The following is a 23553-nucleotide window of genomic DNA, read 5'->3' on the forward strand; positions in this document are numbered from 1 at the left end:
AGAAATCACATGAGATTTCTTTCCCTCATTAAATATGATATAATTTATATCAAAGTGAGGCATAAATGGTTTCGACGCCAGACTTCGCTTCTAAAGTAAAAAATTGAAGAAACGGTCTGACTTCTCTGTCGGGCCTTTTTTCATGCCACGATTAGAAAGCTAGCTTTTAGCTAGAGGTCAATCACTTTGCAGCCATGATAATGGTCGCTACAAGTATGCCAAAGGAAATCATTAACGATAATACTTTGTATGTACTCATATTGATCACCGCCAATCTCTAGAAGATTAGCAAAGACTGGACCCATTTAGAGGCCTCAAGTTCAATATAACGATGTCAAGTGTAAAAGTAAATAGATTAGAGGTTCCTAATAGTCACCTAGGTGACCAATAGGAACCTTTTTTACTTGATTTTTAAATTTATATAACCCAATATGTTACAATTAATAATATAGTAGTCATATTGTAGGAGATGCCTATGTTGTACTTAGTTATTGCCGTCATCGTCATTGCATTTATTGCAAAATCTAGATCATCGAATAATCAAACAGATAGTGATGCGGATATAGAGAAACAGAATCGCATATTAGACGAAGTTAATCGTACATACGGAAATATTGAATCGTATGAACCACAATTAGAACCTTCAGATATAGAAGGGGTATATTTTAATGAGTTTCGTGAATATGTTGATGCTGAAGGTCGTGTGTTGACTCCAGCAGAGATTGATGAAATCCGGTATAAAGATGATTATAGAGAGGATATTGAACAGGATTATCCGTATCATCGATAATCGTGGAGGGCGTAGAGATGAAACGAATTATATATGCTATCAGCCTTGGGGTATTGCTAGCGACACCAGTGCTTTCACAAGCAATTGATACAACACCAATGATACGTGTTACGAATGAGCATAATGGTCAATATGATGAATCGTTAGATGCTTTTACAGAAACAAAATTCTTCGGACCATATCAATTCCGCGTATTAAAGGATGCTATTGAAACGCAGGGCGAAACAAAAGATATTGATGGTAGGGTGTTTAGAACCTCTGATGGGGTATTTATGCATGTTAAGGCTAAATCTATTGATGATAGTAGTATGTCCTTGGATAATGAGATTAAGAATCTTGTTAAAGATAGAACGATTCCTGAACCGACTGTTAAGATGGTATTGCCTATTAAGGATGATGTAATAGAGGTTAATAATGATGGTGTGCGCAGTTTACTAGCTGAATTTATGTATGGCTGGCCATTAAAGAATAGGACGGACATGGTATTAGTTACTGATTATGAAGGAACTAGATACTATTATAAATTGCAGTTCTATAGAGATAGATTGCCAAATGGTGTACGCATTGAGCAACTGCGAGAAATGATTATGGATGCGCAGTTTAGCTATAAATAAATTAAAGGTACATATGTAATGAAAAAGGTCTATATATTACAACTCAGTAATATATAGACCTTTAATTGTATTATCTAGTTTTCCAACTATTATAGGATGCTTTTACCCATAGGGAATACAGTTTTGCCAAATACCTTGTTTACAAGTACGGCACCAGAACCGTAGAAGCCCAAGAGGGAGATGAATAATTCAGACCATGCTGCAAGGGCGAAGAAGCCTGTTTTGCCACCTAAGAATAGGTCTGTTGCAAGACCGAAGAATAGAAAGCAGATTAATAGCATAATAGCGAATACAACTTTGTTGGTTTTCAAAGATGCGATGGTGCCAAAGATAGAGAAGATTAAGAAGCCCACAAAGGCGAATGCCAATTGTGTTACATCGAAACCTTTTTGGATTTCAGGACCGAAGGAGCCCATTTGGATTAACCAAACGCCGGCCATGGCGGACCAGAATAAACCGTATGCACCGAATACAACAGATCCGAAAGGATTATTTTTCTTGAAATCAAAATAACTCGCTATTAATTGTGCTAAAGAGCCTAATAAAACAGCCCAAGGGACAATAACAGATGTTGTTGGACCAGACCAGCCAACGCGGGATGTAGATACTACAAAGCATACAATCGCAAGACCAAGTAAACCAAGACCTGTCGGGTCAGCAACATTTTCGCTCATTTCAACTCGTTTAATTTCCTTTTCCATGTGTTCCTCATTTCTCAATCAACTAACTACAACTATAGGTGCCATGAAAGCACTGCCTCATAAATGTAACATACATCACACTTTTGAATCAACACCATAGGTAATGGTAACAATGCTTAAAATGCATAATTAGATAAGTGAGTACTTACAAGGATAGTTACAAATCGTAGCCGATTTTATTGGTTTAATTCCTCTAAAAATTGGGTATTGCATATGGATTTAACATAATTCTTGACCATTGGAGAAATGTATGGGCACAGTAGATTTTGGTTCAGTTACGAAACTCGGGGGTCTTCTTTTGTGATATACTACATATAAAGTATGTAGGAGGTTATATGGTTTTTCTTACTTCATTACAAAGTATCATGCCTATCGTCTTGCTCATATCTCTTGGATATTTCTTAAAAGGGCGGGGCATGTTTAATGATACATTTAGCTCGAATCTATCGAGGCTCATCATGTCCGTCATTTTGCCGGTCGGCGTATTTATGTCCGTGCTTCACAATGTGCAAACGTCGGATTTGTGGGACTTGCGGTATGGATTACTTGTCGTGATGATGACCTATGTAGTGTCATACATCATTGCGTTTATTATGATGAAAATTGTACATGTCCCACGGGGACGGCGTGGCATATTTATTAACATGGTAGTTAACGATAATTGTTTATTTATTGGACTACCTGTACAGATTGCATTGTTTGGGCCTGATGCATTACCGTTTTTCTTGCTGTACTACATCGGCAACACCATATCCGTGTGGATGTTCGGCGTATTCCTCATTGAAGCTGATCCGTTGCCTACGAATGGTGCTAGCCATGGTGAAAGCTTTCGCACCTTGGTACGCAAGTTTTCTTGGAAAAAATTATTGCCACCGCCATTATTGGGCTTTTTCTTGGCGTTAATATTCTTATATGCTGAGATTCCATTGCCAACGGTATTACATAATACGTTGAACTATATAGGAAATATGGTAACACCATTATCCTTGCTATATATTGGTATCGTATTACATGATGCGGGCCTTAAAAGCATGCGTTTAAATAAGGACTCTATCGGTGGTATCATTGGCCGTTTTGCCGTAGCACCGTTTATCATGTTCTGCGTTATATATGCTACAAAATACCTCATGGGCATTACATTGGATCCCGTTGCGGTCGTTACATTCATCGTTCAATCTGCAGGACCGGTAATCGCCGTATTGCCAATCGTAGCGAATGAAGCAGGTTCTGATTTGCCATTTGCCACAGGACTCGTAACCATTAGCTCCGTATTGTTCGTATTCGTTATACCAGTTATTATGGAAATATTAACACTGTTTGGGATGTAAAGATTAATTATTACCACATTATAAGAAGATTTTATTTTTATAATGTGGTATTTTTATTTGAATTTTAAACGTATGTTAGTTTGATGTATAATGGAATAAATAAGGAGTAACAGTTGACCTATAATATTTAAAGAAGCTATTATTAAATTAATAGGGATATATTATTAAATTAGAAAAGAGGTGATTTCATGGCGTTTGTTCCAAAGATAACAGTATCCGAATTTGTAGAGCGTGAAATTAGTATTCGTTATAAACGTTTACCTATAGTTAATTTTGTTAATTTAATAAAATCAGGTGTAGAATTAGGAAAATTTGAGAGATATGTGATTGAATTCTTTAGAGAGGTAAAACCAGAAAATAGACGTAAATTTATGGTAGAACAAAATATTACACCATTCGAAATGGAACAATTATATAACAAAGTAAAGCATATCCCGGCTGTTAGTACTGTAGAAGGATCGATTTATGGAGAGTGAACGGCATGTATTTAATCAGAATATATTTGTGGATGATGATATAGAGATTGTAACTAAGAAGGTTTTCTTTAGAGGTGCATCTTTACATCCTCGGGATTTATACGATTTGGCTACTGTTTATTTAGGACCAAGGAGAAGTGAATTAGTTAAGGCTCTAATTAATATCCCAGAACAGTTACAAGAGTTTCATGATGCTTTACAACGGGTAGGACCAGGATTTTCTTTTTCTGAAGATTATGGTTTAGATTTAGTATTAGATATACCATTAGGGCTTAAGGGCCGAGAGGTGGATATTTGTATAGATTTATGTAATGAGGTTCGTAAATCTTTAGTTTAATTAGATATAATATCATTAATTTTATAAGAAAACGACTAGTACCATATACATATGTATATGGTACTAGTCGTTTTCTTATGCATTAAGCGCTTCGATAATCGTTACAATATCTTCTGCTTTACGGGCAATATGTGTAACGCCTAAATCTTTATGCAATTGTTCGTCTCTAAAGCCCCATGTAACGCCGATACATAATAGGCCAGAGTTTTTAGCTGTCGCCACATCTACTTCCGAGTCGCCGATGTAGATGGATTCACTTTGTGTGGAACCTAATTCTTTTAATGCTTGTAGTACCATGTCTGGTGCTGGTTTACGCTGTAATCCAGGGCGTTCGCCAATAGCTACTGATAAACGATCACCAAAGTATTCCTTATTTAATGGAGTAATACCTTCTTGGATTTTATTAGAAACAATGGCGAGTTTATATCCCTTAGCACGTAATGTGTCTAATACATCAAGCATGCCAGGATATGGTGCGGTGTAATCCTGTAAATGTTCTCCGTAGTATGCTTTAAATTCGTCGAGATAGGTGTTGAATTCAGCCTCCGAAATGGAATCTGGCAGTGATTGACGCATCAAATGTGCAACGCCGTTGCCAAGGGCTGCTTTCACCTCGGAAACAGACCGTTCTGGCAAATCATGAGCGCACAATACATAATTCACCGCATTGCGTAAATCTGTTAACGTATCTAGCAATGTGCCGTCACAATCGAATACGATAGTTGTATATTTCATGGGGACCTCCAAAATCTATATAATCTTATTCCATTATATGACATGAACCGAGAATTTTAAATTAGTCTATGATACAATTAGTATACTAGTTAAAAAATTTTGGAGGATTAGTATGACTGAAATACAATCTTTATTATTGATGAAAGCCACGTTAGAATCCGCAAATCTTCATGGTATTGAAGCCATACTCGATGATGATTGCGAATATGTTTCTACGGGACGAGGCATTATTGCTCGTAATAAACGTGAAAGCTTAGAATTCTTAACGGCCATGGTTGATTCCATCCAATCTGACCATGTACCTGTTATCTGTCGTGTGATGCATATTACAGCGGTATACGAAGAAGGCGCCTTATTTCATGAGGGCCGTCACGGTTTGACCGTTGCCTATGAAGAAGGCGACCAATACGCGTATATGTTGTTTGTTGATATCAATGAAGATGGCCGTATTGACCGTATCGTTTCTAGCCAAGAAAATTATGCGTTTGAATACGATGATCTTCGTTTATCCTTAGATGAAACACCATATCGTTTCCCAATTGTGCCGCACACTGTGAAAGACTGGATTGCGGCCCTCAGCATATGGCTTGAAACTGATAATTTTGATATCGATGATTTCTACCAATTCATCGATGAAGATACCAAGGTAGTGTTCCAAAAAGGCGATGCAGAATCTATTACACTAGAAAATGGCCTTGATGTAGAGGACTACTTTGATCAACTTATGAATCAACACTTTGCTGCCGTGCCACATATCATTCGTGATGAAGACGATAATCTTATTTTGGTCTATGGCCCTATGAGCCTTATCGTGAGCCTTAACGAACATGGCGCATTAGCTGTTATTAGTATATACATTGATACGCGCGACGAAGAAGAATCCATTGATGAATACGGTTATATCGAAGAAGATTTGACCGAACCTGTAGAAGAAGAACCTTTTACGGATTATTGATCGGTACATCATACATGTCCATAAAAATTAGAACAGGCCTGTACTAATTTTTGGGTGACCTTATATAGGTGTATTCAGAAATAGAACAGGCCTGTTCTAATTTTTCGGGGATCTTATATAGGTATGTTCAGAAATAGAACAGGCCTGTTCTAATTTTATGAAACCCTATATAGGTGTGCTTAGAGATAGAACAGGTCTGTACTAATTTTTGGGAGACCTTATATAGGTGTGTTTAGAGATAGAACAGGCCTGTACTAATTTTATGAAACCCTATATAGGTGTACTTAGAGATAGAACAGGCCTGTACTAATTTTTCGGGGACCTAATATAGGTATGTTGAGAAATAGAACAGGCCTGTACTAATTTTATGGAGGCCTTATATAGGTGTGTTTAGAGATAGAACAGGCCTGTTCTAATTTTAAAGAGGCAGGAGCGAGCTCCTGCCTCTTTTGTATACAAAAATGTAATTAGATATCTTCTTTTTCTTTGATTATACCAGCCTTTTTCTTGCGCCAGTACCAAATGTAGAGCGGAAGAATGACGATACAGCCACCTAGACCCCAAAGTAATTGGTTTGTTTGGGCTTGGCCTAGCATCCAAAGGGATGTAGCAATGGCGATGATTGGAACGGTGTAACCACCAGGGATTGTGTAGGACCGTTCTTTATCTGCCCATTTACGACGGAATATAATGACTGCTAAACATGTTGGTAGGTACTGTGTGAAACGGGATACCGCACTAATAGCAGCAAGGGTTGTAAATGAACCGGACCAGGCGAGTAGTACGCTGGCAATAGCGGTGACGATCGCTGCTACATATGGTGCATTGTAGCGATTGCGTTTAGCTAAGGCACTTGGAAGCATGCCGTCTTCGGCCATGGATGTTGCGATACGAGGGGCGTAATAGGCTTCGGCAAAGTTAATACCGCCCATGGAAATTAATGTGCCTGCCAATACAATATACATGCCAATTGGACCTACAATTACATTGAAAGCATCTTGTACTGGTGCTTTTGTGTTAGCAAGGTCAGATCCTAGAACACCAATAGATACGGAAAGTATGGCCACATATAGGACTGATACGAGTAGCATACACATGATAATGGCACGCGGTAAATTCTTTTTAGGATTCTTCATATCCTCTGCGGCAATAGCGATAACCTCAAACCCTGTATAAGCAAAGAAGAGAAGAACAGCTGCTTGCGCAAAGGATCCATCTACATAGGTATCTTGTGGAAATACCGGTGTAAAGTTAGCGCCGTTAATAAAGAATATACCAATAGCGATAAATAGGGCGAGAGGTACTAATTTAGAGATTGTAATCAAGTTATTAACAAACTTAGACACGTTAACACCGAATATGTTTACGATTGTTAAGCCTACGATTAATATGAAGGAAATGACATCCTTTGCAAAATCGCCACTTAAGGCTGGCACTGCTGCACCTAATGCTGTGGCAAAGCCGACGGCCATGGCGGCCCAAGCAATAACGGTTACAATCCATTTAAGGACGCCTACCTCAAATCCCCAAAAGTCACCTAATGCATGTTTGGCATATAGATAAGGACCACCATTACGTGTGAAAAGGCTAGCTGCCTCTGCAAAGCATAAGGCAATACATCCTGCAATGACCGCATCAAATAAAAGGACACCTAAACTGGCTGACCCAATGATGGCATAGGCCTTATTCGGTAATAGGAAAATCCCTGTGCCAACGATACCATTGATACCGAGGAGTACGATACTCCAAAATCCAAATTTACTTTTCTTATCCATTAGTTGGCCTCCTTAGTAGCATCTACGAAGGCTTTAAATAATGCTTTAGCATGAATATCTTTTACATGCATCATTTCTGGATGGAATTGAGTCGCTACAAACCATGGACGACTCGTATCCTCTAATGCCTCTACTGTACCGTCCTTGGCACGGCCTGTAACAACTAAGCTTTCACCAATATTACGACACGTTTGATGATGATGGGAATTTGTAATCCATGTAGTTGTGCCGATGATTTTCGCTAATTTAGAATCAGGTTCAATTTCCACCGTATGCGTAGGTAATGCAGGCGTTTGATTTTGGCTGTGCTTAATCGTGCAATTTTCGTCATATGGCAAATCTTGGTACAAGGAACCACCACGATAGACATTCACGATTTGGCAACCGCGGCAGATGGCGAATACAGGAATATTTCGTGCTTCTGCTGCTGCAAGCAAGGCGAAATCAAATTGATCGCGCTCAGGGAACACATCACCAATGCCTCGCAATGGCTCTTCGCCATAATTGAGCGGATACACATCATGACCACCTGTAAGGAGTAGGCCATCAACAATATTGATGGTTTCCTTTGCTTGCTCTAAATTTTCCGTGAAAGGAATAATAATAGGAATACCGCCCGCTTCCTCGATGGAACGGACATAATCTTGATTTACGTAAGAACGGATTAAATCGACATAAGCGCCACTGGTATCGCGTAGCGTATTGCCGGAAATTCCGATTAATGGTTTTTTCATACTATCACCTCAATGTGTAAAATACTGTACATCAAGTACAGTATAATTATAATTCATTTTCCTATAATATACTATAACATATTATGCAAGTAGGAATTGCGTTTGTGTAAATATAGATAATACTGGATGATTCTAAAATGAATTTATAGAAAATTGATAAAAAATTAATAATTAGGTATAATGAGTCTTAGAATGTAGAGTATAAATTGAGGAGAGAATGTATGAACTGGAAACGTGTAATAGCATTAGGTTTACTTGGATTAACATTTGGCATGGGACAGTCCTATGCGATAGATGTAAATATTCCTGGCGCCGATGCATCTATACCTGCTGATGAATATCAAAATTATCGAAAAAATACCTCACAATCTAGACAAATGGATCAAAGAATTGTAGAGAAAGTTACAAGAGATAATAAATCGATTCCTAATTATGATATGTCGAAAACACCAATGGATATATATCATACAAGAGAATTAAATCATGGTGTTAGATACTCTAGTACTGTGTTTATCTTAAAAGAAAACGGAGCGAATATAAAATTTACTATACCTCAACCAAGCATTGTAGCTCAGGCTAAGGGAAGTATGGGGAAGCATAAAGAATTAATCAGTGCAGGTGGAGTAATGACCTATAATGGGGAGTGGCATTATGAGTTAAGACCACAGCCTAAGGGTGATAATTGGGAAGATACGAACATTCCATATAGTAAGCTGAATTCTGATGCTATGAAAGAAGTATTTTATAAAAAATATAATCCAATAGCAGGTAATAAAAAAATTAGTGAAAAGGTGTTAGGTGCTAATACTTTTACATATCCCACCATTGAAAAGGCTACATGGGATTCAATCGTATATAAGAATGATTTGGTAGAAGGAACAATCAATTTTACTATGCCAAAACAACCGACGATTTCCTATCATATTGGGTATATGCTTCCCAAAGGGGTAGTTAAAAAGATAAGTTCTAAAGGTGATGATACATTAGTCAAAGCAACTATGAATGGTTTGGCGAACATCGTATTGCCATCGGTAAAACCTGCTAGTGATATATTAGAATATACCTCTGAAGTACATAGAGGACCTTTTACGTTCAGAATTTTAAAAAATAGTAAATCCTTAGGTACAAAAATCACTAAAAATGGTTCCCAAGTCGAGTATTTTAAGTCTGGTAAAATTAAAGAGTCTATTTCTGTTAGACCTCTTTTTAAACGAGACGATCCAAAGAAACAGAATATAATGAACCATTCTTTAATTGGATTTGTTGGTGCAGATCGATTAAATGAAGGTAAGTCTATTCAATTTGCTACCGTATGGAATGATGCTTTACCAGGTGCTTATTATGAAGTTAAGGGCGAAAAGGATACTTTGTTTGTGATGACTGTATTTGATGATACGCATCTTTATACTCACTATATGGTCAAACCTCATGATGTACATGTAAGCAATTTTAAATTACGTGATATCGTTCAATATGTAGATTATAAGCATAATAAAGAGGATTATGGTAGATTTAAATTGGGTTTAGGCATGCCAAAGTTTTTAATTGAACGAAACATATCAGAACAATTGAACAAGAAAAAATAAATTATTATAGATTGTGATTCTATATGATTATATTAAGCGATGCATATATATCGCTTAGTAAAAAGAGGACCGGCTCAAATGAGTCGGTCCTCTTACTATTTGTATATGTAATTATCTAAAAAATCTACCAATGAGTGGCATGCTAGCCCCATCATTTTTATTAAGTCCTTTTAAGAGAACCATGATGATGACGTAGAGCAATAAGCCTTCGATACCTGTGAGTATGAAGTTAACCCACATTGGTAAAATATCTATTAAGTAGTGGTAGCTCAAGAAGATGAGTATACCCATGACACCGGCACTGACCACATTTTTCCATAGAAGGGAAATATCGAGGAAGTAGCCTGTGTATTTTTTGATGTAAATCAAATTGAGTAAGGCTGCAAAGCCAATATCAGCAACGGTTGCCCAGGCAGCACCACCGATACCAAGCCATGGGATGGCCGTTAATGTCCAGTTCAGGATGACTTTGATTACTAATGAAATCCCCATATTAATAACCGGAATACGTGGCTTGTTAAGGCCTTGTAAAATCCCTGTTGTAACTTGGTGTACACCGAGGAAGAAGATAGAGAACGCTGTGATTTGTGTTGCCAGTTCTGCCTTAGGAGCATTGTAAATCAACGTAACAGTTGGTGCCGCAAGTACATATAATAGTACCGTAAATGGTACGGTTGCCATAAATGTTAAGCGCATAGAACCAGCAGTACGTTCGTAAATACCTTCATGATCTCGCTTAGCAAAAGCATGAGAGATGGCTGGTACGATGCTCGTAGCAAGGGCCGCTGTAATAATGGTAGCCAAGTTGATGAGCGGCACTGCCATACCTGTAAGATAACCGAATAGTTCTGTTACTTCATTCATCGGGAAATTAGCGTCTAATAGGCGACGTGGTACGATGAGCAAATCAAGATTGGCCGTTAATGGTAACATGATGCTGGCTAAGGAAATAGGAATGGACAATGATAACAGTCGCGATAAAATTTCCTTGGCCGATTCGCGTGGACCATCGTAGCTTTCACCAGTACTACTAGCCTTAGGCAATTTGTAGTAATAGTACAAGAGCACGAGGAAGGCACCAAAGGCTCCGACGCCAGCACCTAGGCTAGCACCGCCAGCTGCAGCAGGTAAGCCATATGGCAATAAGATGGCCGCTGCACCGAGCATGACGATAACGCGCAATAGTTGTTCTACGATTTGGCTGACCGCCGTTGGGGTCATCATCTCATAACCTTGGATGTAGCCGCGGAAACAGGAAATCCACGTTACAAAGAATACTGCCGGAGCAAGTGCGATGATTGAGTAGTAGGCACGGCTTTCAGCAATGAGACCGCTAGAGATAAGCCAATCTGCGCCAAAGTACATGGCCAAGCTGGCGATAAAGCCCGTAATGGTCAGCATTGTGAAAGAAATATTAAATACTCGTTTAGCACCACCAAAGTCGTGTAATGCTAATCGTTCTGCCGTCAAAATAGAGATGGCAATCGGCACACCTGCGCTCGAAATTTGTAATAATAACAAATAGATAGGAAAGGCCATCTGGTAGATCCCGATGCCTTCCCCGCCCAAGATACGGGAGAGAAGAATCCAGTTGATACTACCGATGGCTTTCACTACGAAACCGGCAATGGTTAAGATTAAGGTTCCTTTTACAAATCCACTAGCCATAGATTATAGTTTGTGAGAAGAACCTAATACATCTTTAATTTTGTGAGCTACCATGCCTTTAATAGCGTCACGAGCAGGTCCTAAATATTTACGAGGGTCAAATTCGGATGGATTTTGTGCCAAGTATTCGCGTACAGATGCAGTCATAGCAAGGCGAAGGTCTGTATCAATGTTGATTTTGCAAACCGCCATTTGCGCTGCTTTGCGAAGCATTTCTTCAGGTACGCCTTGTGCGCCAGGGATATTGCCACCAAATTCGTTACATTTTGCTACGAATTCAGGCAATACGGAGGAAGCACCATGCAATACGATAGGGAAGTTAGGCAATAATTTACCAACCTTTTCCAAACGTTCAAAGTCAAGGTATGGTGTGCCTTTGAATTTGTAAGCGCCGTGGCTTGTACCGATAGCGATAGCCAAGGAATCAACACCTGTTAATGCTACGAATTCAGCAGCTTGTTCTGGGTCTGTGAAGCGAGCATCTGCATCGGATACGTTAACGTCATCTTCGACGCCAGCCAAACGACCAAGTTCTGCTTCTACTACAACACCGTGCGCATGAGCGTATTCAACAACTTGTTTTGTAATTTTTACGTTTTCTTCAAAATCATGGTGAGAAGCGTCAATCATAACAGATGTAAAACCGCCGTCTACGCAATCTTTACAGATTTCAAAAGAATCACCGTGGTCAAGGTGAAGAGCGATTGGTAAATTGCTATCTTCCAATGCTGCTTCTACTAGTTTTACAAGATAAATATGTTTAGCATATTTGCGAGCACCTGCAGAAACTTGCAAAATAAGAGGGGATTGTTCCTCTTTTGCTGCATCGACGATACCTTGTACGATTTCCATATTGTTAACGTTAAAAGCACCTACTGCGTAGCCGCCTTCATAAGCTTTTTTGAACATTTCCGTAGTCGTTACTAATGGCATGTTGTCCTCCTTGGCTTTATAGCCGATTGTATGTATTTTGAAAGTATTGTCATCAACTTATGATGATACATATCTATTCATTGTTAGTATATCAAGAAACGATATAAAGCACCACAATTTTATAAGGTTTTCTAGATGAATCTGTTAGAGACATAGTAAATCTTTCATATCCGTTGGCATAGGGGCGCGTAGTTCTATATACTCTTGTGTCATAGGATGGGTGAAAGCTAGGTACCCAGCATGTAATGCTTGACGATGGATATGATCTAAATGACCTCCATATAAATCATCACCAGCTAAAGGAAAACCTAAATGGGATAGGTGTACGCGAATCTGATGGGTTCGGCCTGTATGCAATACACATTGCACATGAGTAAGAACCTCTTGCGTGTTTGCATGCATATCTGTTAGTGCCAGTTGTGACACCGTGTGGCGTGCAAGAACCGTTACATCTGTACGAGCTGGTTTGCCTGTTAATGTGCAACATCGTTCGATGATGCTAGCCGGTTTACGTCCGATGGGATAATTAATGGTTAGCGATTGACTTGGCATAGTGCCTTCAACGATGGCGTTATAAACCTTTTGAAATTTTGTGCGTTGCTTATCAAAGGCGTGTTGTACTACCGATGTTTTAGCGATGATGACGATGCCCGATGTGTCCTTATCGAGGCGATGGACGGGGTGAAAGTCATGAGCCTGCTCAGTTTCGTCATAATAATAGAGAACGCCATTTGCCAATGTTCCATCGCGTACCGTCGAGGTAGGGTGCATAAGAACACCGGCGGCTTTATTTACAGCGAGGATATACTCATCTTCGTATACGATTTCCAGATTCATTGGAGTGCGTGAAAATTCTTGTTCAGGTGCTAATTTCATAAGTAGATGATCTCCGCCATGAACAAGGGTATCCCATGTAGCCGATTGTCCGTTAATGGTGATGATTCCATTATTTTTTAGACGACGTCGCATGCGCTGTGAAATATGCTGTTGTTTTATAATATGATTCATTGATTGCGTGTGTATATTAGCATCTACAATCAAGTCGATTATGGTTGCTGTTTTCATAGGTCCTATTATAGCAAAAAAATAATGGATGAAGAATTTTTCACAATTTATTGTATATATAAAGGTTCGTATAGTATAATTTATATTAATAATTATTTATATATTTTTTATATGTATAGACCTTTGAGTAATAAGAGGAGAGATTTATGAAACTCAACAAGAAATCTTTATTAGTCGCATGTGTGTTGGCGGCTATGTCCACTAGTGCTTTTGCAGCATCTAGTACAACATCCACTAGTAGTACAACAGTAACAAATCATGATACACCAACATCTACAAGTACGCGTGTAACACGTGAACAACATAGTGCATCCACATCTACTACTAATATTTCTACAACTGAAAAGGTATCTACTAAATCAAGTGGTACAACTGTATCTGTTGGTGTAGGGCAATTAGGTGATTATGTAGCCGTACCAATTATTGGAGCCACTCAAAAATTAGCACCAGAAGCATTTAAGTCTCTCCAAGCAAACATTGATGATGCTACTGAAAGTAATAGTGCTTTTATTAAACTGGGTCAATTAGCTAAGGTTAAGCAAAATGGTAAATGGGGACTTGTAGGAACTAATGGTCAAGTTTTGCTTGATCCACAATATAAAGAGTTGGATCCATCTTATGCTGAGGACGGAACATACTTCGTAAAGTTAAAGAAAATTTTAGAACATATTAAAGTAGATGGTACCGTTTTATCAAGTGGTAAAGATGCCTTAGATGAACAGGTTAAACAAATTATTAATCATCATGATGAGACTGTAAACAAGAATCAAAATTCGTTAAACCATAAGGAAACCTATGCAAGTGATTCTTATACGGCCGTTTCTGTAAAAGGAAAATGGGGCTTTACTGATGCATCAGGTAATACTGTAATCGCACCACAATTTAAAGAAGTATATACGAAATTTAGTGAAGATCGTGCTTTTGTAAAAGATGCTAAAGGTAAAAATGTAGCAATTGATGGTACAGGTAAGACTGTATTTGAAGCACCATCTAATGATATTGACACATATGATGATGGATTGGCAGAATTCCGACGCCATATAAGCAAGTTTAATCTTGGAGGCTTGTTGAGTATGGCTGTAGGAATAACCCTTAGTAATCATGGCGGAATCTATTATGGTGATGCATGGAACCCTGTATATGATGGTGTAAAGCGCGGTTATATTAATCGTGATGGTAAAATTGTTATCGACAGTAAAAATGATGCAGTTTGGCCAATTACTGCTTACGGTACACTTGTGAAAAATCAAGGTCTTATTGGGTTCGTAAATCGTGAAGGTAATTATATTATTCAACCAGGTAATTATGATTTAGGTGAATTTAGTGATATTAATGGATTGTTAGTACTTATCAATAAAGATAATAAAAAAGCGGGTGTATTTGACGTGGATACAGGTAAACAAGTTATTCCGTTTACCTATGATTCTATTAGATTTGTAAGCCTAACTAATATGGTTGTCGTGAGTGGTGATAATCAACAGTTAATCGATATGACAACAGGAAATGTCATTTTGACTACCTCCAAAGATATGGGGATAAACAAATTTAGTGGACCATATACTTGGGTACATAAGACTTCTAGTGATTATAAGCTTATTGATGATAGTGGTAAAGTATTATTTAGTGATAACACGATCACTTCTGCAATGCCCGTTAAACATGGTTTTGCTCCGGTAAAATCTCAAGGTAAGTGGGGAATTGTAAATCTTCGTGGTGAGTGGGTTGTACAACCACAGTATGAGGATATTGAGATTTTATAGATAGATTGTATTATAATAAAAGTTTTGTATTGGTCATCCTAGTATATTATGTTGTTTAACTATAAATGAAGGAATTCATTAATTTTTCATAATATGCTATACTGTAGTTATAAATTGTCTTGTGAATTTATTTGCTTTTGGAGGAATATATGAAAACATCTAAAGCATTATTAAAACTTTTGGTTGTAGGTTGTCTTAGTGTTTCTTGTGCATTACCATTGACTGCTTCAGCAGAAGATACAAGTGCACCAAGTGCGATGCAAGAATCTGTAGTTAAGACAGAATTACCATCTGGAGTTAATCGTATTCAGTTGTTAAAGAGTGGTGAAACTACGGCAACTGTAAAGACATCATCTGTTGCTGCTGGACATGCGTATATTCCTAAAGATACAAATATAAATTTAGAATTAATCGATCCTATTAGTTCTAAGAAAAGCAAAGAAGGAAATACCTTTAGATTAAAGACCATAGAAAATTTACTAATCAATGATGTAGTTGTTATTCCAGCAAACCAAGAGGTATTAGGGACAATTACAAAAGCAAGAAAAAATGGTATGCTTGGACGCAAAGGTCGTTTAGAGTTTAAAATTGATAGCATTAAGACTATTAATGGTGTAAATGTTCCATTAACTGCAGAAGTTAAAGGAAAGGGCCATTCTGATAATGGAGCAGTTGCCGTTGCTGCTGCAGTAAGTTTGGTTGGTGGCTTGTTCATGAAAGGGACTAATATTTACTATGAACCTGGCCAAAAATTTGTAGCTCTTGTATCTACTGATACAGATCTAAATACAACAGTGGAAGATTTGCCTAATGCTATGAATCCAAGTAAACCTACTGGTCAAAATATTGTTTTACCGATTAAATAAAATATAAGTAGTATTAATACCCAATAGTGATAGATTTTAAAATATTGCTATTGGGTATTTTAGTTGATTATATAAAGATAATAGGATACGAAGATAATTATTGTATTTAGATTAATGAAAAATCATCATAATCTAATTATTTGAATTCCTAGTAAATATTGATAATTTACGATATAATTATATAGATGTATTCCATTCAATGAATACGTGGATGATGATGAAAATAATGCGTGAACCCCATGCCCAACGGGTTCAGGTGTAGGAGGTATAAAATGGCTAAAGATTGTTCCTTTGACGTTGTATCCGAAGTGGATATGCAAGAGGTAGATAATGCGGTAAACCAAGCGAAGAAAGAGATTGGTACGCGTTATGATTTCCGTGGTTCTAAAGCGGAAATTAGCCTTGACGGTGATACCATTAAAATCATCGGTGATGACGAATATAAATTGAACGCTATTATCGATGTATTAAAAGGCAAAATGGTTAAACGTAATGTAGCGGTTAAGAACCTTGATTATGGTAAGGTTGAGCCTGCTGCTGGTGCCACTGTACGCCAAGTGATTACTATTAAAAAAGGCATTACAAAAGAAAATGCTAAAGAAGTAGTAAAGGCAATCAAAAATATGAAGCTTAAGGTACAAGCGTCTATCCAAGAGGATCAAGTGCGCGTATCTGGCAAGGATAAGGATGATTTGCAAGCGGTTATTCAAATGTTAAAACAATTGGATGTACCGGTTGAATTGCAATTCGTTAACTTCCGTTCCTAATTATATAAGCATAAGAGATAGGGTTAGATTGATTCCAGTGAATCGCTAACCCTATCGGTGTAGGAGGCGCTATGAGAGTAGAGGACATGAAGGGTGGTTATACGACCGGTTCATGTGCTACGGCAGGCATGAAAGCAGGTCTATTGGCCCTCTTAGAACACGATATTGTGGACAAGGTTGTCATTGAGAATCCGCAAGGTCAATTCATTGAGGTACCTATTAAATCTGTGGAAATCATATCCGAAACAGAGGCAAAGGCGACTGTGATGAAGGATGGCGGTGACGATCCAGATGTGACCCATGGCAATGATGTGGAAACGACGGTGACCCTTGATGACACAGGCAAGCTACGTTTTCGAGCTGGCTTTGGTGTCGGTACGGTTACAAAACCCGGTCTTGCCATGCCCCCTGGACAACCGGCCATTAATCCGGGCCCTAGAGCGATGATGAAACTCGTATTTGAAGAGTTTTGTACGCAAGGTCAAGGTGTGACGGTAACAGTAAGCGTTCCTAATGGTAAGGTGTTGGCTAAGAAGACGTTGAACCATACGCTGGGTATCGAAGGTGGTATATCCATTATCGGTACAACGGGTATCGTTAAGCCGATGAGTGAAGAAGGGTTTAAGAATTCTCTTGTGCCTCAGTTAAAGGTAATGAAAGCCAATGGCTGCGAAACGGCAGTTCTGGTACCGGGGCGTATCGGTCAAGATTTAGCGGAACAAGTGCTTGGTATCCATAAGAACCAAATGGCTGAAACCAGCAACTTCATCGGATTTATGCTTGAGCAAGCCGTTCATATTGGCTTTAAACGTATCTTGATCATCGGTCATATCGGTAAGCTCATTAAGCTTGCTAGCGGAAGTTTCCATACCCATAATCGCATGAGCGATGGTCGCATGGAAAGTATTGTAGCTTATGCAGCTCTTGAAGGAGCATCCCAAGCGGTGTGTGAAGAGTTATTTAATTGCCAAACTACAGAATCCACGTTCCCTATATTAGAACGAGAAGGCCTAACTGGTGTATACCAACGTGTAGTAGACCGCGCATCTATGCGCAGTGAACGATATATTGCTAATGAGGCTGAGGTAGGTATCATTATTACCACCTTAAAGGGTGAGATTTTGGCTATGGATACGCATGCAAAAGAGATAGGAGAGCTAGAACATTGGCACATACCTTGTATATCGTAGGCATTGGCCCGGGCAATCCTGACTATGTGGTGCCTAAAGGCCTTGATTTAATTAAACATGCTACCGTTTTGGTAGGTAGTGAACGCTCCTTGGAGGACTTTCAAGAACCCGGTCAGATTACATATCCTGTAACGGGTAAACTAAGTTGGTTATCCGAACAAATTGAGCGTGAACTTCACGATTATGATGTTGTGGTTATGGTCAGTGGTGATACGGGCTACTATAGCTTGTTACCGTATTTGAAAAAGAAATTTCCTACCACACGCATTGAAGTGGTGCCAGGCATTAGTTCCATGACATTTGCCTTTGCACGCCTTAACGAAGTGTGGCATGATGCGGATTTAATGAGCTTTCACGGACGCCAACCAGCTCCTGAAAGACTCGTATATGAAGCGGGGAAAAAGATGGGATTCTTAACGGATCCTGAATATAATCCAGCGCATATTGCGCGTATTTTAATAGATGCAGGATGGCCAAAAGAAACGAGAGCAGCAGCCTTAGAGCGCTTGAGTTACGATGATGAAAAAATCGTAGACTCTACCCTAGAGGTGTTAACTGAGCTCGAAGGCTTTGGACATTCTGTCATGGTGGTACTAGGATGAGACATTTTTTCGGAATTCCAGATGAGGAATTTATACGTGGTGACGTGCCTATGACGAAATGCGAGATTCGCAAAGCCGTTATGAATGAGGCACGCATCGAAGAAGATAGCATCGTCCTTGATGTGGGGGCTGGTACAGGTTCGATTTCTATCGAAGCTGCATTAGCGGCTCCTAAAGGTCATGTATATGCTATTGAACGTTTTGATAAAGGCATTGAGTTGATTCATGAAAATATGAAGAAATTCAATGTAAATAATATGACTGTCATAAAATCCAAGGCTCCAGAAGGTATGGAAGATTTACCTGAGCTTGATGCGGTTATTATCGGCGGCAGTGCTGGCGGTATGACGGGCATTATGGATGAAGTACAACGATTGTTAAAGGTAGGCGGTCGCCTCGTTGTAACGGCGGTAACGATGGAAACGGGTTATACCATTTTAAAAGAGTTGAAAGGTCGTCCTTTCACCTATGAAGGTTACCAAATGTCTATTAGCCGCTATCGTAAGGCTGGTCCATATCATTTGTTGGACCCATTGAGTCCAATTTTTATTGTATCTGCAACGCGTATCGCAGAAGGAGAGTAATATGGTTGACGTACATATCATAGGCGCAGGCCCTGGGGATCCAGAGCTTATTACGCGAAAAGGGTATCGTTTAGTGCAAGAGGCCGACGTTGTCATCTATGCGGGTTCCTTGGTAAACCCTGCTATTTTAGAGGCTTGTAAACCAGGTTGTGAAATTCATAACAGTGCCACTATGAACCTTGATGAGGTATTGGCTGTTATGAAAGCTGCCGTGGCAGATGGCAAAAAGGTTGTCCGTTTACATACCGGTGACCCTGCTATTTATGGTGCTATTCAAGAACAAATGGATGCCTTGGCTGGCATGGGTATTACCTATGAAGTGGTGCCTGGTGTAAGTTCGTTCCTCGCTACAGCAGCAGCCTTAAAACAAGAGTACACATTGCCAAATGTATCTCAAACCGTCATTATTACACGCATGGAAGGCCGTACACCAATGCCTCCAAAGGAAAAATTGCGCATGTTGGCGGCTCATGAAGCGACCATGTGTATCTTCCTTAGCGTTCAAATGCTAGATAAGGTAGTAGCTGAACTCATCGAAGGCGGTTATGATAAAACAACACCTGTAGCTATCGTAGTGAAAGCGTCTTGGCCAGACCAACGCATCATCCGCGGTACATTGGAAACCATTGCGGATATCGTGGCTGAAGAAGGCGTATTACGTCAAGCTATGATCGTTGTTAGTCATGTACTAGATAGCGAATACGAATTATCTAAGCTTTACGATAAGGGCTTTGCTCACATGTATCGTAGTGCTAAGGACTAGTGTGATGAAAGAACTAGAATCTGATTCACCTATGACAGGAGCAAAGAAGAATAGGACAGCTATTCTTTCTGTGTCTGAACGCGGTGCTAGGCTGGGGCAACGCATCAAATCTTTGGTGGCCCCTCATGCGGATTGTTATGAAAAAGAAAACCGTCCCTCTGGTGGTGAGGCTATCTATTTTGATTCTCTCAAACATCATATAGGGCAGATTTTTAAGGATTATGACCAAGTATTATGTATTATGGCACTCGGTATTGTAGTACGCATGATTGCACCGTATATTGAACATAAATCCAAGGATCCTGCCATCGTCGTAATGGATGAGGCCGGTCATCATGTCATCAGTTTATTATCCGGTCACCTTGGGGGCGCCAACGAATGGACGCAGTCCATTTCGCTGGCCATCGATGCGGACCCGGTTATTACAACGGCGACGGATGTTAATGGATTGCCAGCGCCTGACGTGTTGGCGCGCCACGAGCATCTGTTGGTCGACGATTTCCAAACCTTAGTGGATGTGAACTCAGCTGTCGTCGCAGGTGAAACGGTTAATTATTATATCGATAACACATTGGTCAATGCACAGCATTTAGCGCAATCTGCTACAGCACATATCGGTACGCATGGCACGGTTCAGGTGGTAGATGTATTTACATTGCCTGAGACTGATGGTGTTCGTCGTGTAGTGATAACAGATAAGATGATTCCTGAGTATACAGAGCAACTCATCTTACGCCCTCGTACGTATACGATGGGGATTGGTTGTCGCCGAGATACGCCAAAGGAACTCATACTCGATGCCATTACACAATCTCTGCAGGCGCATAAGCTTTCACCAAAAAGCATCGTCACAGCCGCATCGGTTATCGTGAAACAAGATGAAGTCGGTCTATTAGAGGCCGTAAACGAATTAGGGTGGGCTATTCATTTCTACACACAAGAAGAGATAGCACCCGTTATAGAAGAACAGGATTTAAAAGAATCCACATTTGTAAAAGGAACAATAGGAGTAGGAAACGTATGCGAGACAACAGCATTACTAGCGGCCAAGAGCCAAACATTAATACAGCACAAAACGGTGTATCCCAAAACAACGGTAGCCATTGCACAGGTAACATCAAAGTAATCGGCATTGGACCTGGGGACGCTGAATTTATGACACCACAAGCACGGGAAGCGATTTTAGCGGCAGACCGTGTAGTCGGTTATTTAACATATCTTGATTTGATTAAAGACCTTATCGCAGGTAAACAAACGGTAGGTACAGCGATGATGCAAGAAGTGGATCGTTGTCAACAAGCCGTCGATTTGGCTGTAGAAGGTCACCAAGTAGTAGTTGTATCCTCTGGTGACTCCGGCGTGTACGGCATGGCTGGCCTTGTGTTAGAATTAGCAAACAAAGTACCAGCAGACAAACGCCCTTCCGTGGACATCGTGCCAGGTCTTAGTGCTGTAAACGTAGCAGCATCTGTATTGGGCGCACCTTTGATGCATGACTTTGCCGTTATTTCCCTTAGCGATTTGATGACACCTTGGGATCTAATTAAAAAACGTGCTGACCTCTGTGCACAAGGGGACATGGTTATTTCCTTGTATAACCCACGCAGTAAAAAACGCGTAACTCATTTAGATGAAGTACGTGAAATCGTTCTTAAATACCGCGACCCTAAAACACCTGTAGGCATCGTGCAAAAAGCAGGTCGTCCAGGTCAACATATGGTGATTTCTGATCTTGAAAACTTCACAAAAGAAGAAGTAGATATGCAAACACTTGTTATCATTGGTAACAGCCAAACCTATGTTGAAAATGGTCGCATGATTACACCTCGAGGTTACAAATTATGATTTGGGTCATCGCTGGTACCTTGGATGGTCGAACCTTAGCGGTAGATATCCAAGAACGAACCGGTGAAGAGGTTCTCGTGACTGTCGTGAGCCAATATGGGGCGGAACTAGCTGCCCATGACGGTATTACGGTTCATACGGGGCGCCTCGATCAAGAGGCTATGCAACAGTTGATTAAGGAGCATAATGTGCGCCTACTCATTGATGCAAGCCATCCATATGCGGCTATTGTGACCGCAACGGCTCAAGATGCAGCCAAGGTGGTGGGTATTCCTTTTGTTCGGTTTGAACGAAAAGAGGTACCATTGCCAGACTATGATAAGTTGCATATCGTAGTGGATGAAATAGAAGCAGCTAATTTGGCAGGTACATTAGCAAAGGAAAACAACAAACATGTGTATTTGACTACTGGTAGTAAAACGATGCACATCTTTGCTAAATCTGAAGCTTTACAAGACTGCGAAGTATGGACACGCATTTTGCCAACTGCTGAGGTGTTGCAAATGATGGAGGACCTCAATGTGAGCCCTAAGCGTATCGTTGCCGTACAAGGTCCATTTTCTTACGATATGAACCGTATTATGTTCCACGATACAAAGGCGAGCGTTGTGGTTATGAAAAACTCTGGCCTCGTAGGTGGTGCTGATACGAAATTACAGGCTGCCATCGACCTTGGCATCCACGTTATTGTTATCGATCGTCCACGGGTGAAACTAGAATGCCCTGTGGTATCATCGAATGATGAATTTTTCAAATTATGGGAGGACACTAATGGATTACGTTAAAAATCCTAAAGCCATTGAAGATAAAAGTATGGAAATCATTTACGATTATGTAAAGGATTTAGGTTTAACCGATGATGAAGTACGCGTTGTATCTCGTACAGTTCACGCATCTGGTGACGTTGAATATGCTCAACTCGTAAAAATGAGCCCTGATGCTGTTCAAAAAGGTATAGAAGCATTAGACAATGGTGCAGATATTTACACTGACGTAGAAATGGTTCGCACAGGTATTTCTAAACCAGCTCTTAAACTTCGTGGTAATGAAGTACATTGCTTAATCAAAGATGAAAATGTAGCTAAAATGGCTAAAGAATTGGGCGTAACACGTTCTATCGCTGCTATGCGCACATTTGGCAAACAATTAGAAGGCCAAATCGTTGCTATCGGTAATGCACCAACTGCATTGTACGAAGTATTGCGTCTTGCTCTTGAAGAAGGTATTAAACCAGCTCTTATCATCGGTATTCCTGTAGGCTTTGTTGGCGCTGCTGAATCCAAAGATTATTTGATGGAAGTATCCCCAGTTCCTTATATCACTGTAAAAGGTAACAAGGGTGGTAGCCCAATTGCAGCATCCGTATGTAATGCATTACTTTACACAGATGTAAAACGCAACGATATGCTCTTCGTAGAAGGCAAAGAATCTAAATAATAAGTAACCCGAATCGTTGCATACTGCTGGCGATTCGGGTTT

General features: G+C 39.7%; 26 protein-coding genes. 18 read left to right on the forward strand and 8 right to left on the reverse strand.

Annotated elements, in window-relative coordinates:
• Positions 1 to 181: 181 nt before the first annotated feature.
• On the reverse strand, positions 182 to 259 hold the full coding sequence (locus tag HMPREF1151_RS09975) for a putative holin-like toxin (protein ID WP_227041506.1): 78 nt from the start codon (positions 257 to 259) through the stop codon (positions 182 to 184).
• A 216-nt stretch (positions 260 to 475) separates the two neighbouring features.
• On the opposite strand from HMPREF1151_RS09975, the gene HMPREF1151_RS03240 reads away from it, so the two are divergent.
• Together HMPREF1151_RS03240 and HMPREF1151_RS03245 are read left to right on the forward strand one after the other, a co-directional pair.
• Positions 476 to 790 carry a hypothetical protein gene (locus HMPREF1151_RS03240; protein ID WP_009661144.1) on the forward strand — a complete coding sequence of 105 codons (315 nt, stop codon included), beginning with the start codon at positions 476 to 478 and terminating at the stop codon, positions 788 to 790.
• Between the two features lie 17 nt (positions 791 to 807).
• A complete protein-coding gene (locus HMPREF1151_RS03245; protein ID WP_009661066.1) occupies positions 808 to 1404 on the forward strand; it encodes a hypothetical protein in 597 nt (198 codons plus the stop codon).
• An 89-nt stretch (positions 1405 to 1493) separates the two neighbouring features.
• Here HMPREF1151_RS03245 and HMPREF1151_RS03250 read toward each other — a convergent pair whose 3' ends face one another.
• A complete protein-coding gene (locus tag HMPREF1151_RS03250; RefSeq protein WP_009661165.1) occupies positions 1494 to 2105 on the reverse strand; it encodes an acetate uptake transporter family protein in 612 nt (203 codons plus the stop codon).
• 335 nt (positions 2106 to 2440) lie between these two features.
• Here HMPREF1151_RS03250 and HMPREF1151_RS03255 point away from each other — a divergent pair, with 335 nt between their 5' ends.
• The 3 genes from HMPREF1151_RS03255 to HMPREF1151_RS03265 all read left to right on the forward strand — a co-directional run bounded on the left by HMPREF1151_RS03255 (position 2441) and on the right by HMPREF1151_RS03265 (position 4246).
• A complete protein-coding gene (locus HMPREF1151_RS03255; RefSeq protein WP_009661089.1) occupies positions 2441 to 3433 on the forward strand; it encodes an AEC family transporter in 993 nt (330 codons plus the stop codon).
• Positions 3434 to 3621: 188 nt separating this feature from the next.
• Complete coding sequence (locus HMPREF1151_RS03260) at positions 3622 to 3909, forward strand: hypothetical protein (protein WP_005382706.1); 288 nt, start codon at positions 3622 to 3624, stop codon at positions 3907 to 3909.
• Positions 3899 to 4246: a hypothetical protein gene (locus tag HMPREF1151_RS03265; RefSeq protein ID WP_009661183.1), complete on the forward strand. Its 348-nt coding sequence runs from the start codon at positions 3899 to 3901 to the stop codon at positions 4244 to 4246. The genes HMPREF1151_RS03260 and HMPREF1151_RS03265 overlap by 11 nt, the downstream gene beginning before the upstream one ends.
• Positions 4247 to 4321: 75 nt before the next feature.
• On the opposite strand, the gene HMPREF1151_RS03270 is transcribed toward HMPREF1151_RS03265, so the two are convergent.
• Entirely contained in the window at positions 4322 to 4981 is a 660-nt protein-coding gene (locus HMPREF1151_RS03270) for an HAD family hydrolase (RefSeq protein ID WP_009661163.1), read from the reverse strand.
• Between the two features lie 112 nt (positions 4982 to 5093).
• On the opposite strand from HMPREF1151_RS03270, the gene HMPREF1151_RS03275 reads away from it, so the two are divergent.
• Entirely contained in the window at positions 5094 to 5936 is an 843-nt protein-coding gene (locus HMPREF1151_RS03275; RefSeq protein ID WP_009661044.1) for a hypothetical protein, read from the forward strand.
• Positions 5937 to 6403: 467 nt separating this feature from the next.
• Here HMPREF1151_RS03275 and HMPREF1151_RS03280 read toward each other — a convergent pair whose 3' ends face one another.
• Positions 6404 to 7711, reverse strand: coding sequence for an APC family permease (locus HMPREF1151_RS03280; RefSeq protein WP_009661074.1), 1308 nt, complete (start codon positions 7709 to 7711; stop codon positions 6404 to 6406).
• Positions 7711 to 8445 (reverse strand): gamma-glutamyl-gamma-aminobutyrate hydrolase family protein, encoded by a 735-nt coding sequence (locus tag HMPREF1151_RS03285; RefSeq protein ID WP_009661064.1) that lies wholly within the window; start codon positions 8443 to 8445, stop codon positions 7711 to 7713. The genes HMPREF1151_RS03280 and HMPREF1151_RS03285 overlap by 1 nt, the downstream gene beginning before the upstream one ends.
• A 221-nt stretch (positions 8446 to 8666) precedes the next feature.
• On the opposite strand from HMPREF1151_RS03285, the gene HMPREF1151_RS03290 reads away from it, so the two are divergent.
• Positions 8667 to 10031, forward strand: coding sequence for a hypothetical protein (locus HMPREF1151_RS03290; protein WP_009661173.1), 1365 nt, complete (start codon positions 8667 to 8669; stop codon positions 10029 to 10031).
• 111 nt (positions 10032 to 10142) lie between these two features.
• On the opposite strand, the gene HMPREF1151_RS03295 is transcribed toward HMPREF1151_RS03290, so the two are convergent.
• The 3 genes from HMPREF1151_RS03295 to HMPREF1151_RS03305 all read right to left on the reverse strand — a co-directional run bounded on the left by HMPREF1151_RS03295 (position 10143) and on the right by HMPREF1151_RS03305 (position 13697).
• Positions 10143 to 11699 (reverse strand): polysaccharide biosynthesis protein, encoded by a 1557-nt coding sequence (locus HMPREF1151_RS03295; RefSeq protein ID WP_009661104.1) that lies wholly within the window; start codon positions 11697 to 11699, stop codon positions 10143 to 10145.
• Positions 11700 to 11702: 3 nt separating this feature from the next.
• Entirely contained in the window at positions 11703 to 12632 is a 930-nt protein-coding gene (fba, locus tag HMPREF1151_RS03300; RefSeq protein ID WP_005376256.1) for a class II fructose-1,6-bisphosphate aldolase, read from the reverse strand.
• 144 nt (positions 12633 to 12776) lie between these two features.
• Positions 12777 to 13697, reverse strand: a complete 921-nt coding sequence (locus tag HMPREF1151_RS03305) for an RluA family pseudouridine synthase (RefSeq protein WP_009661243.1) — start codon at positions 13695 to 13697, stop codon at positions 12777 to 12779.
• A 146-nt stretch (positions 13698 to 13843) separates the two neighbouring features.
• On the opposite strand from HMPREF1151_RS03305, the gene HMPREF1151_RS03310 reads away from it, so the two are divergent.
• From HMPREF1151_RS03310 to HMPREF1151_RS03360, 11 genes are all read left to right on the forward strand, one after another.
• Positions 13844 to 15457: a WG repeat-containing protein gene (locus HMPREF1151_RS03310; RefSeq protein ID WP_009661149.1), complete on the forward strand. Its 1614-nt coding sequence runs from the start codon at positions 13844 to 13846 to the stop codon at positions 15455 to 15457.
• 149 nt (positions 15458 to 15606) lie between these two features.
• Positions 15607 to 16323: a hypothetical protein gene (locus tag HMPREF1151_RS03315; protein ID WP_009661093.1), complete on the forward strand. Its 717-nt coding sequence runs from the start codon at positions 15607 to 15609 to the stop codon at positions 16321 to 16323.
• Positions 16324 to 16595: 272 nt separating this feature from the next.
• Positions 16596 to 17090: a YajQ family cyclic di-GMP-binding protein gene (locus tag HMPREF1151_RS03320; RefSeq protein WP_009661289.1), complete on the forward strand. Its 495-nt coding sequence runs from the start codon at positions 16596 to 16598 to the stop codon at positions 17088 to 17090.
• 71 nt (positions 17091 to 17161) lie between these two features.
• Positions 17162 to 18280 (forward strand): cobalt-precorrin-5B (C(1))-methyltransferase CbiD, encoded by a 1119-nt coding sequence (cbiD, locus tag HMPREF1151_RS03325; protein ID WP_009661161.1) that lies wholly within the window; start codon positions 17162 to 17164, stop codon positions 18278 to 18280.
• On the forward strand, positions 18256 to 18882 hold the full coding sequence (gene cbiE / locus HMPREF1151_RS03330) for a precorrin-6y C5,15-methyltransferase (decarboxylating) subunit CbiE (RefSeq protein WP_009661150.1): 627 nt from the start codon (positions 18256 to 18258) through the stop codon (positions 18880 to 18882). Before cbiD ends, cbiE begins: the two co-directional genes overlap by 25 nt.
• A complete protein-coding gene (gene cbiT / locus HMPREF1151_RS03335) occupies positions 18879 to 19466 on the forward strand; it encodes a precorrin-6Y C5,15-methyltransferase (decarboxylating) subunit CbiT (RefSeq protein ID WP_005382722.1) in 588 nt (195 codons plus the stop codon). The genes cbiE and cbiT overlap by 4 nt, the downstream gene beginning before the upstream one ends.
• Before the next feature lies 1 nt (position 19467).
• Complete coding sequence (gene cobM, locus HMPREF1151_RS03340; RefSeq protein WP_009661195.1) at positions 19468 to 20229, forward strand: precorrin-4 C(11)-methyltransferase; 762 nt, start codon at positions 19468 to 19470, stop codon at positions 20227 to 20229.
• 4 nt (positions 20230 to 20233) lie between these two features.
• Positions 20234 to 21355 (forward strand): cobalt-precorrin 5A hydrolase, encoded by a 1122-nt coding sequence (locus tag HMPREF1151_RS03345; protein ID WP_009661123.1) that lies wholly within the window; start codon positions 20234 to 20236, stop codon positions 21353 to 21355.
• A 29-nt stretch (positions 21356 to 21384) separates the two neighbouring features.
• A complete protein-coding gene (cobJ, locus tag HMPREF1151_RS03350) occupies positions 21385 to 22074 on the forward strand; it encodes a precorrin-3B C(17)-methyltransferase (protein WP_005376261.1) in 690 nt (229 codons plus the stop codon).
• Positions 22071 to 22859, forward strand: coding sequence for a precorrin-6A reductase (gene cobK / locus HMPREF1151_RS03355; RefSeq protein WP_009661287.1), 789 nt, complete (start codon positions 22071 to 22073; stop codon positions 22857 to 22859). The genes cobJ and cobK overlap by 4 nt, the downstream gene beginning before the upstream one ends.
• A complete protein-coding gene (locus HMPREF1151_RS03360; protein WP_005376263.1) occupies positions 22846 to 23511 on the forward strand; it encodes a precorrin-8X methylmutase in 666 nt (221 codons plus the stop codon). The genes cobK and HMPREF1151_RS03360 overlap by 14 nt, the downstream gene beginning before the upstream one ends.
• Positions 23512 to 23553 lie beyond the last annotated feature (42 nt).

It is taken from the genome of Veillonella sp. ACP1 (assembly GCF_000286635.1).
GTDB classification, from domain to species: domain Bacteria; phylum Bacillota; class Negativicutes; order Veillonellales; family Veillonellaceae; genus Veillonella; species Veillonella atypica.

Bases quoted from the DNA above. Each gene is read 5' to 3' on its own strand.
- HMPREF1151_RS09975 (WP_227041506.1), bottom strand. From the start codon at position 259: ATGAGTACATACAAAGTATTATCGTTAATGATTTCCTTTGGCATACTT.
- HMPREF1151_RS03240 (WP_009661144.1), top strand. From the start codon at position 476: ATGTTGTACTTAGTTATTGCCGTCATCGTCATTGCATTTATTGCAAAA.
- HMPREF1151_RS03245 (WP_009661066.1), top strand. From the start codon at position 808: ATGAAACGAATTATATATGCTATCAGCCTTGGGGTATTGCTAGCGACA.
- HMPREF1151_RS03250 (WP_009661165.1), bottom strand. From the start codon at position 2,105: ATGGAAAAGGAAATTAAACGAGTTGAAATGAGCGAAAATGTTGCTGAC.
- HMPREF1151_RS03255 (WP_009661089.1), top strand. From the start codon at position 2,441: ATGGTTTTTCTTACTTCATTACAAAGTATCATGCCTATCGTCTTGCTC.
- HMPREF1151_RS03260 (WP_005382706.1), top strand. From the start codon at position 3,622: ATGGCGTTTGTTCCAAAGATAACAGTATCCGAATTTGTAGAGCGTGAA.
- HMPREF1151_RS03265 (WP_009661183.1), top strand. From the start codon at position 3,899: ATGGAGAGTGAACGGCATGTATTTAATCAGAATATATTTGTGGATGAT.
- HMPREF1151_RS03270 (WP_009661163.1), bottom strand. From the start codon at position 4,981: ATGAAATATACAACTATCGTATTCGATTGTGACGGCACATTGCTAGAT.
- HMPREF1151_RS03275 (WP_009661044.1), top strand. From the start codon at position 5,094: ATGACTGAAATACAATCTTTATTATTGATGAAAGCCACGTTAGAATCC.
- HMPREF1151_RS03280 (WP_009661074.1), bottom strand. From the start codon at position 7,711: ATGGATAAGAAAAGTAAATTTGGATTTTGGAGTATCGTACTCCTCGGT.
- HMPREF1151_RS03285 (WP_009661064.1), bottom strand. From the start codon at position 8,445: ATGAAAAAACCATTAATCGGAATTTCCGGCAATACGCTACGCGATACC.
- HMPREF1151_RS03290 (WP_009661173.1), top strand. From the start codon at position 8,667: ATGAACTGGAAACGTGTAATAGCATTAGGTTTACTTGGATTAACATTT.
- HMPREF1151_RS03295 (WP_009661104.1), bottom strand. From the start codon at position 11,699: ATGGCTAGTGGATTTGTAAAAGGAACCTTAATCTTAACCATTGCCGGT.
- fba (WP_005376256.1), bottom strand. From the start codon at position 12,632: ATGCCATTAGTAACGACTACGGAAATGTTCAAAAAAGCTTATGAAGGC.
- HMPREF1151_RS03305 (WP_009661243.1), bottom strand. From the start codon at position 13,697: ATGAAAACAGCAACCATAATCGACTTGATTGTAGATGCTAATATACAC.
- HMPREF1151_RS03310 (WP_009661149.1), top strand. From the start codon at position 13,844: ATGAAACTCAACAAGAAATCTTTATTAGTCGCATGTGTGTTGGCGGCT.
- HMPREF1151_RS03315 (WP_009661093.1), top strand. From the start codon at position 15,607: ATGAAAACATCTAAAGCATTATTAAAACTTTTGGTTGTAGGTTGTCTT.
- HMPREF1151_RS03320 (WP_009661289.1), top strand. From the start codon at position 16,596: ATGGCTAAAGATTGTTCCTTTGACGTTGTATCCGAAGTGGATATGCAA.
- cbiD (WP_009661161.1), top strand. From the start codon at position 17,162: ATGAGAGTAGAGGACATGAAGGGTGGTTATACGACCGGTTCATGTGCT.
- cbiT (WP_005382722.1), top strand. From the start codon at position 18,879: ATGAGACATTTTTTCGGAATTCCAGATGAGGAATTTATACGTGGTGAC.
- cobM (WP_009661195.1), top strand. From the start codon at position 19,468: ATGGTTGACGTACATATCATAGGCGCAGGCCCTGGGGATCCAGAGCTT.
- HMPREF1151_RS03345 (WP_009661123.1), top strand. From the start codon at position 20,234: ATGAAAGAACTAGAATCTGATTCACCTATGACAGGAGCAAAGAAGAAT.
- cobJ (WP_005376261.1), top strand. From the start codon at position 21,385: ATGACACCACAAGCACGGGAAGCGATTTTAGCGGCAGACCGTGTAGTC.
- cobK (WP_009661287.1), top strand. From the start codon at position 22,071: ATGATTTGGGTCATCGCTGGTACCTTGGATGGTCGAACCTTAGCGGTA.
- HMPREF1151_RS03360 (WP_005376263.1), top strand. From the start codon at position 22,846: ATGGATTACGTTAAAAATCCTAAAGCCATTGAAGATAAAAGTATGGAA.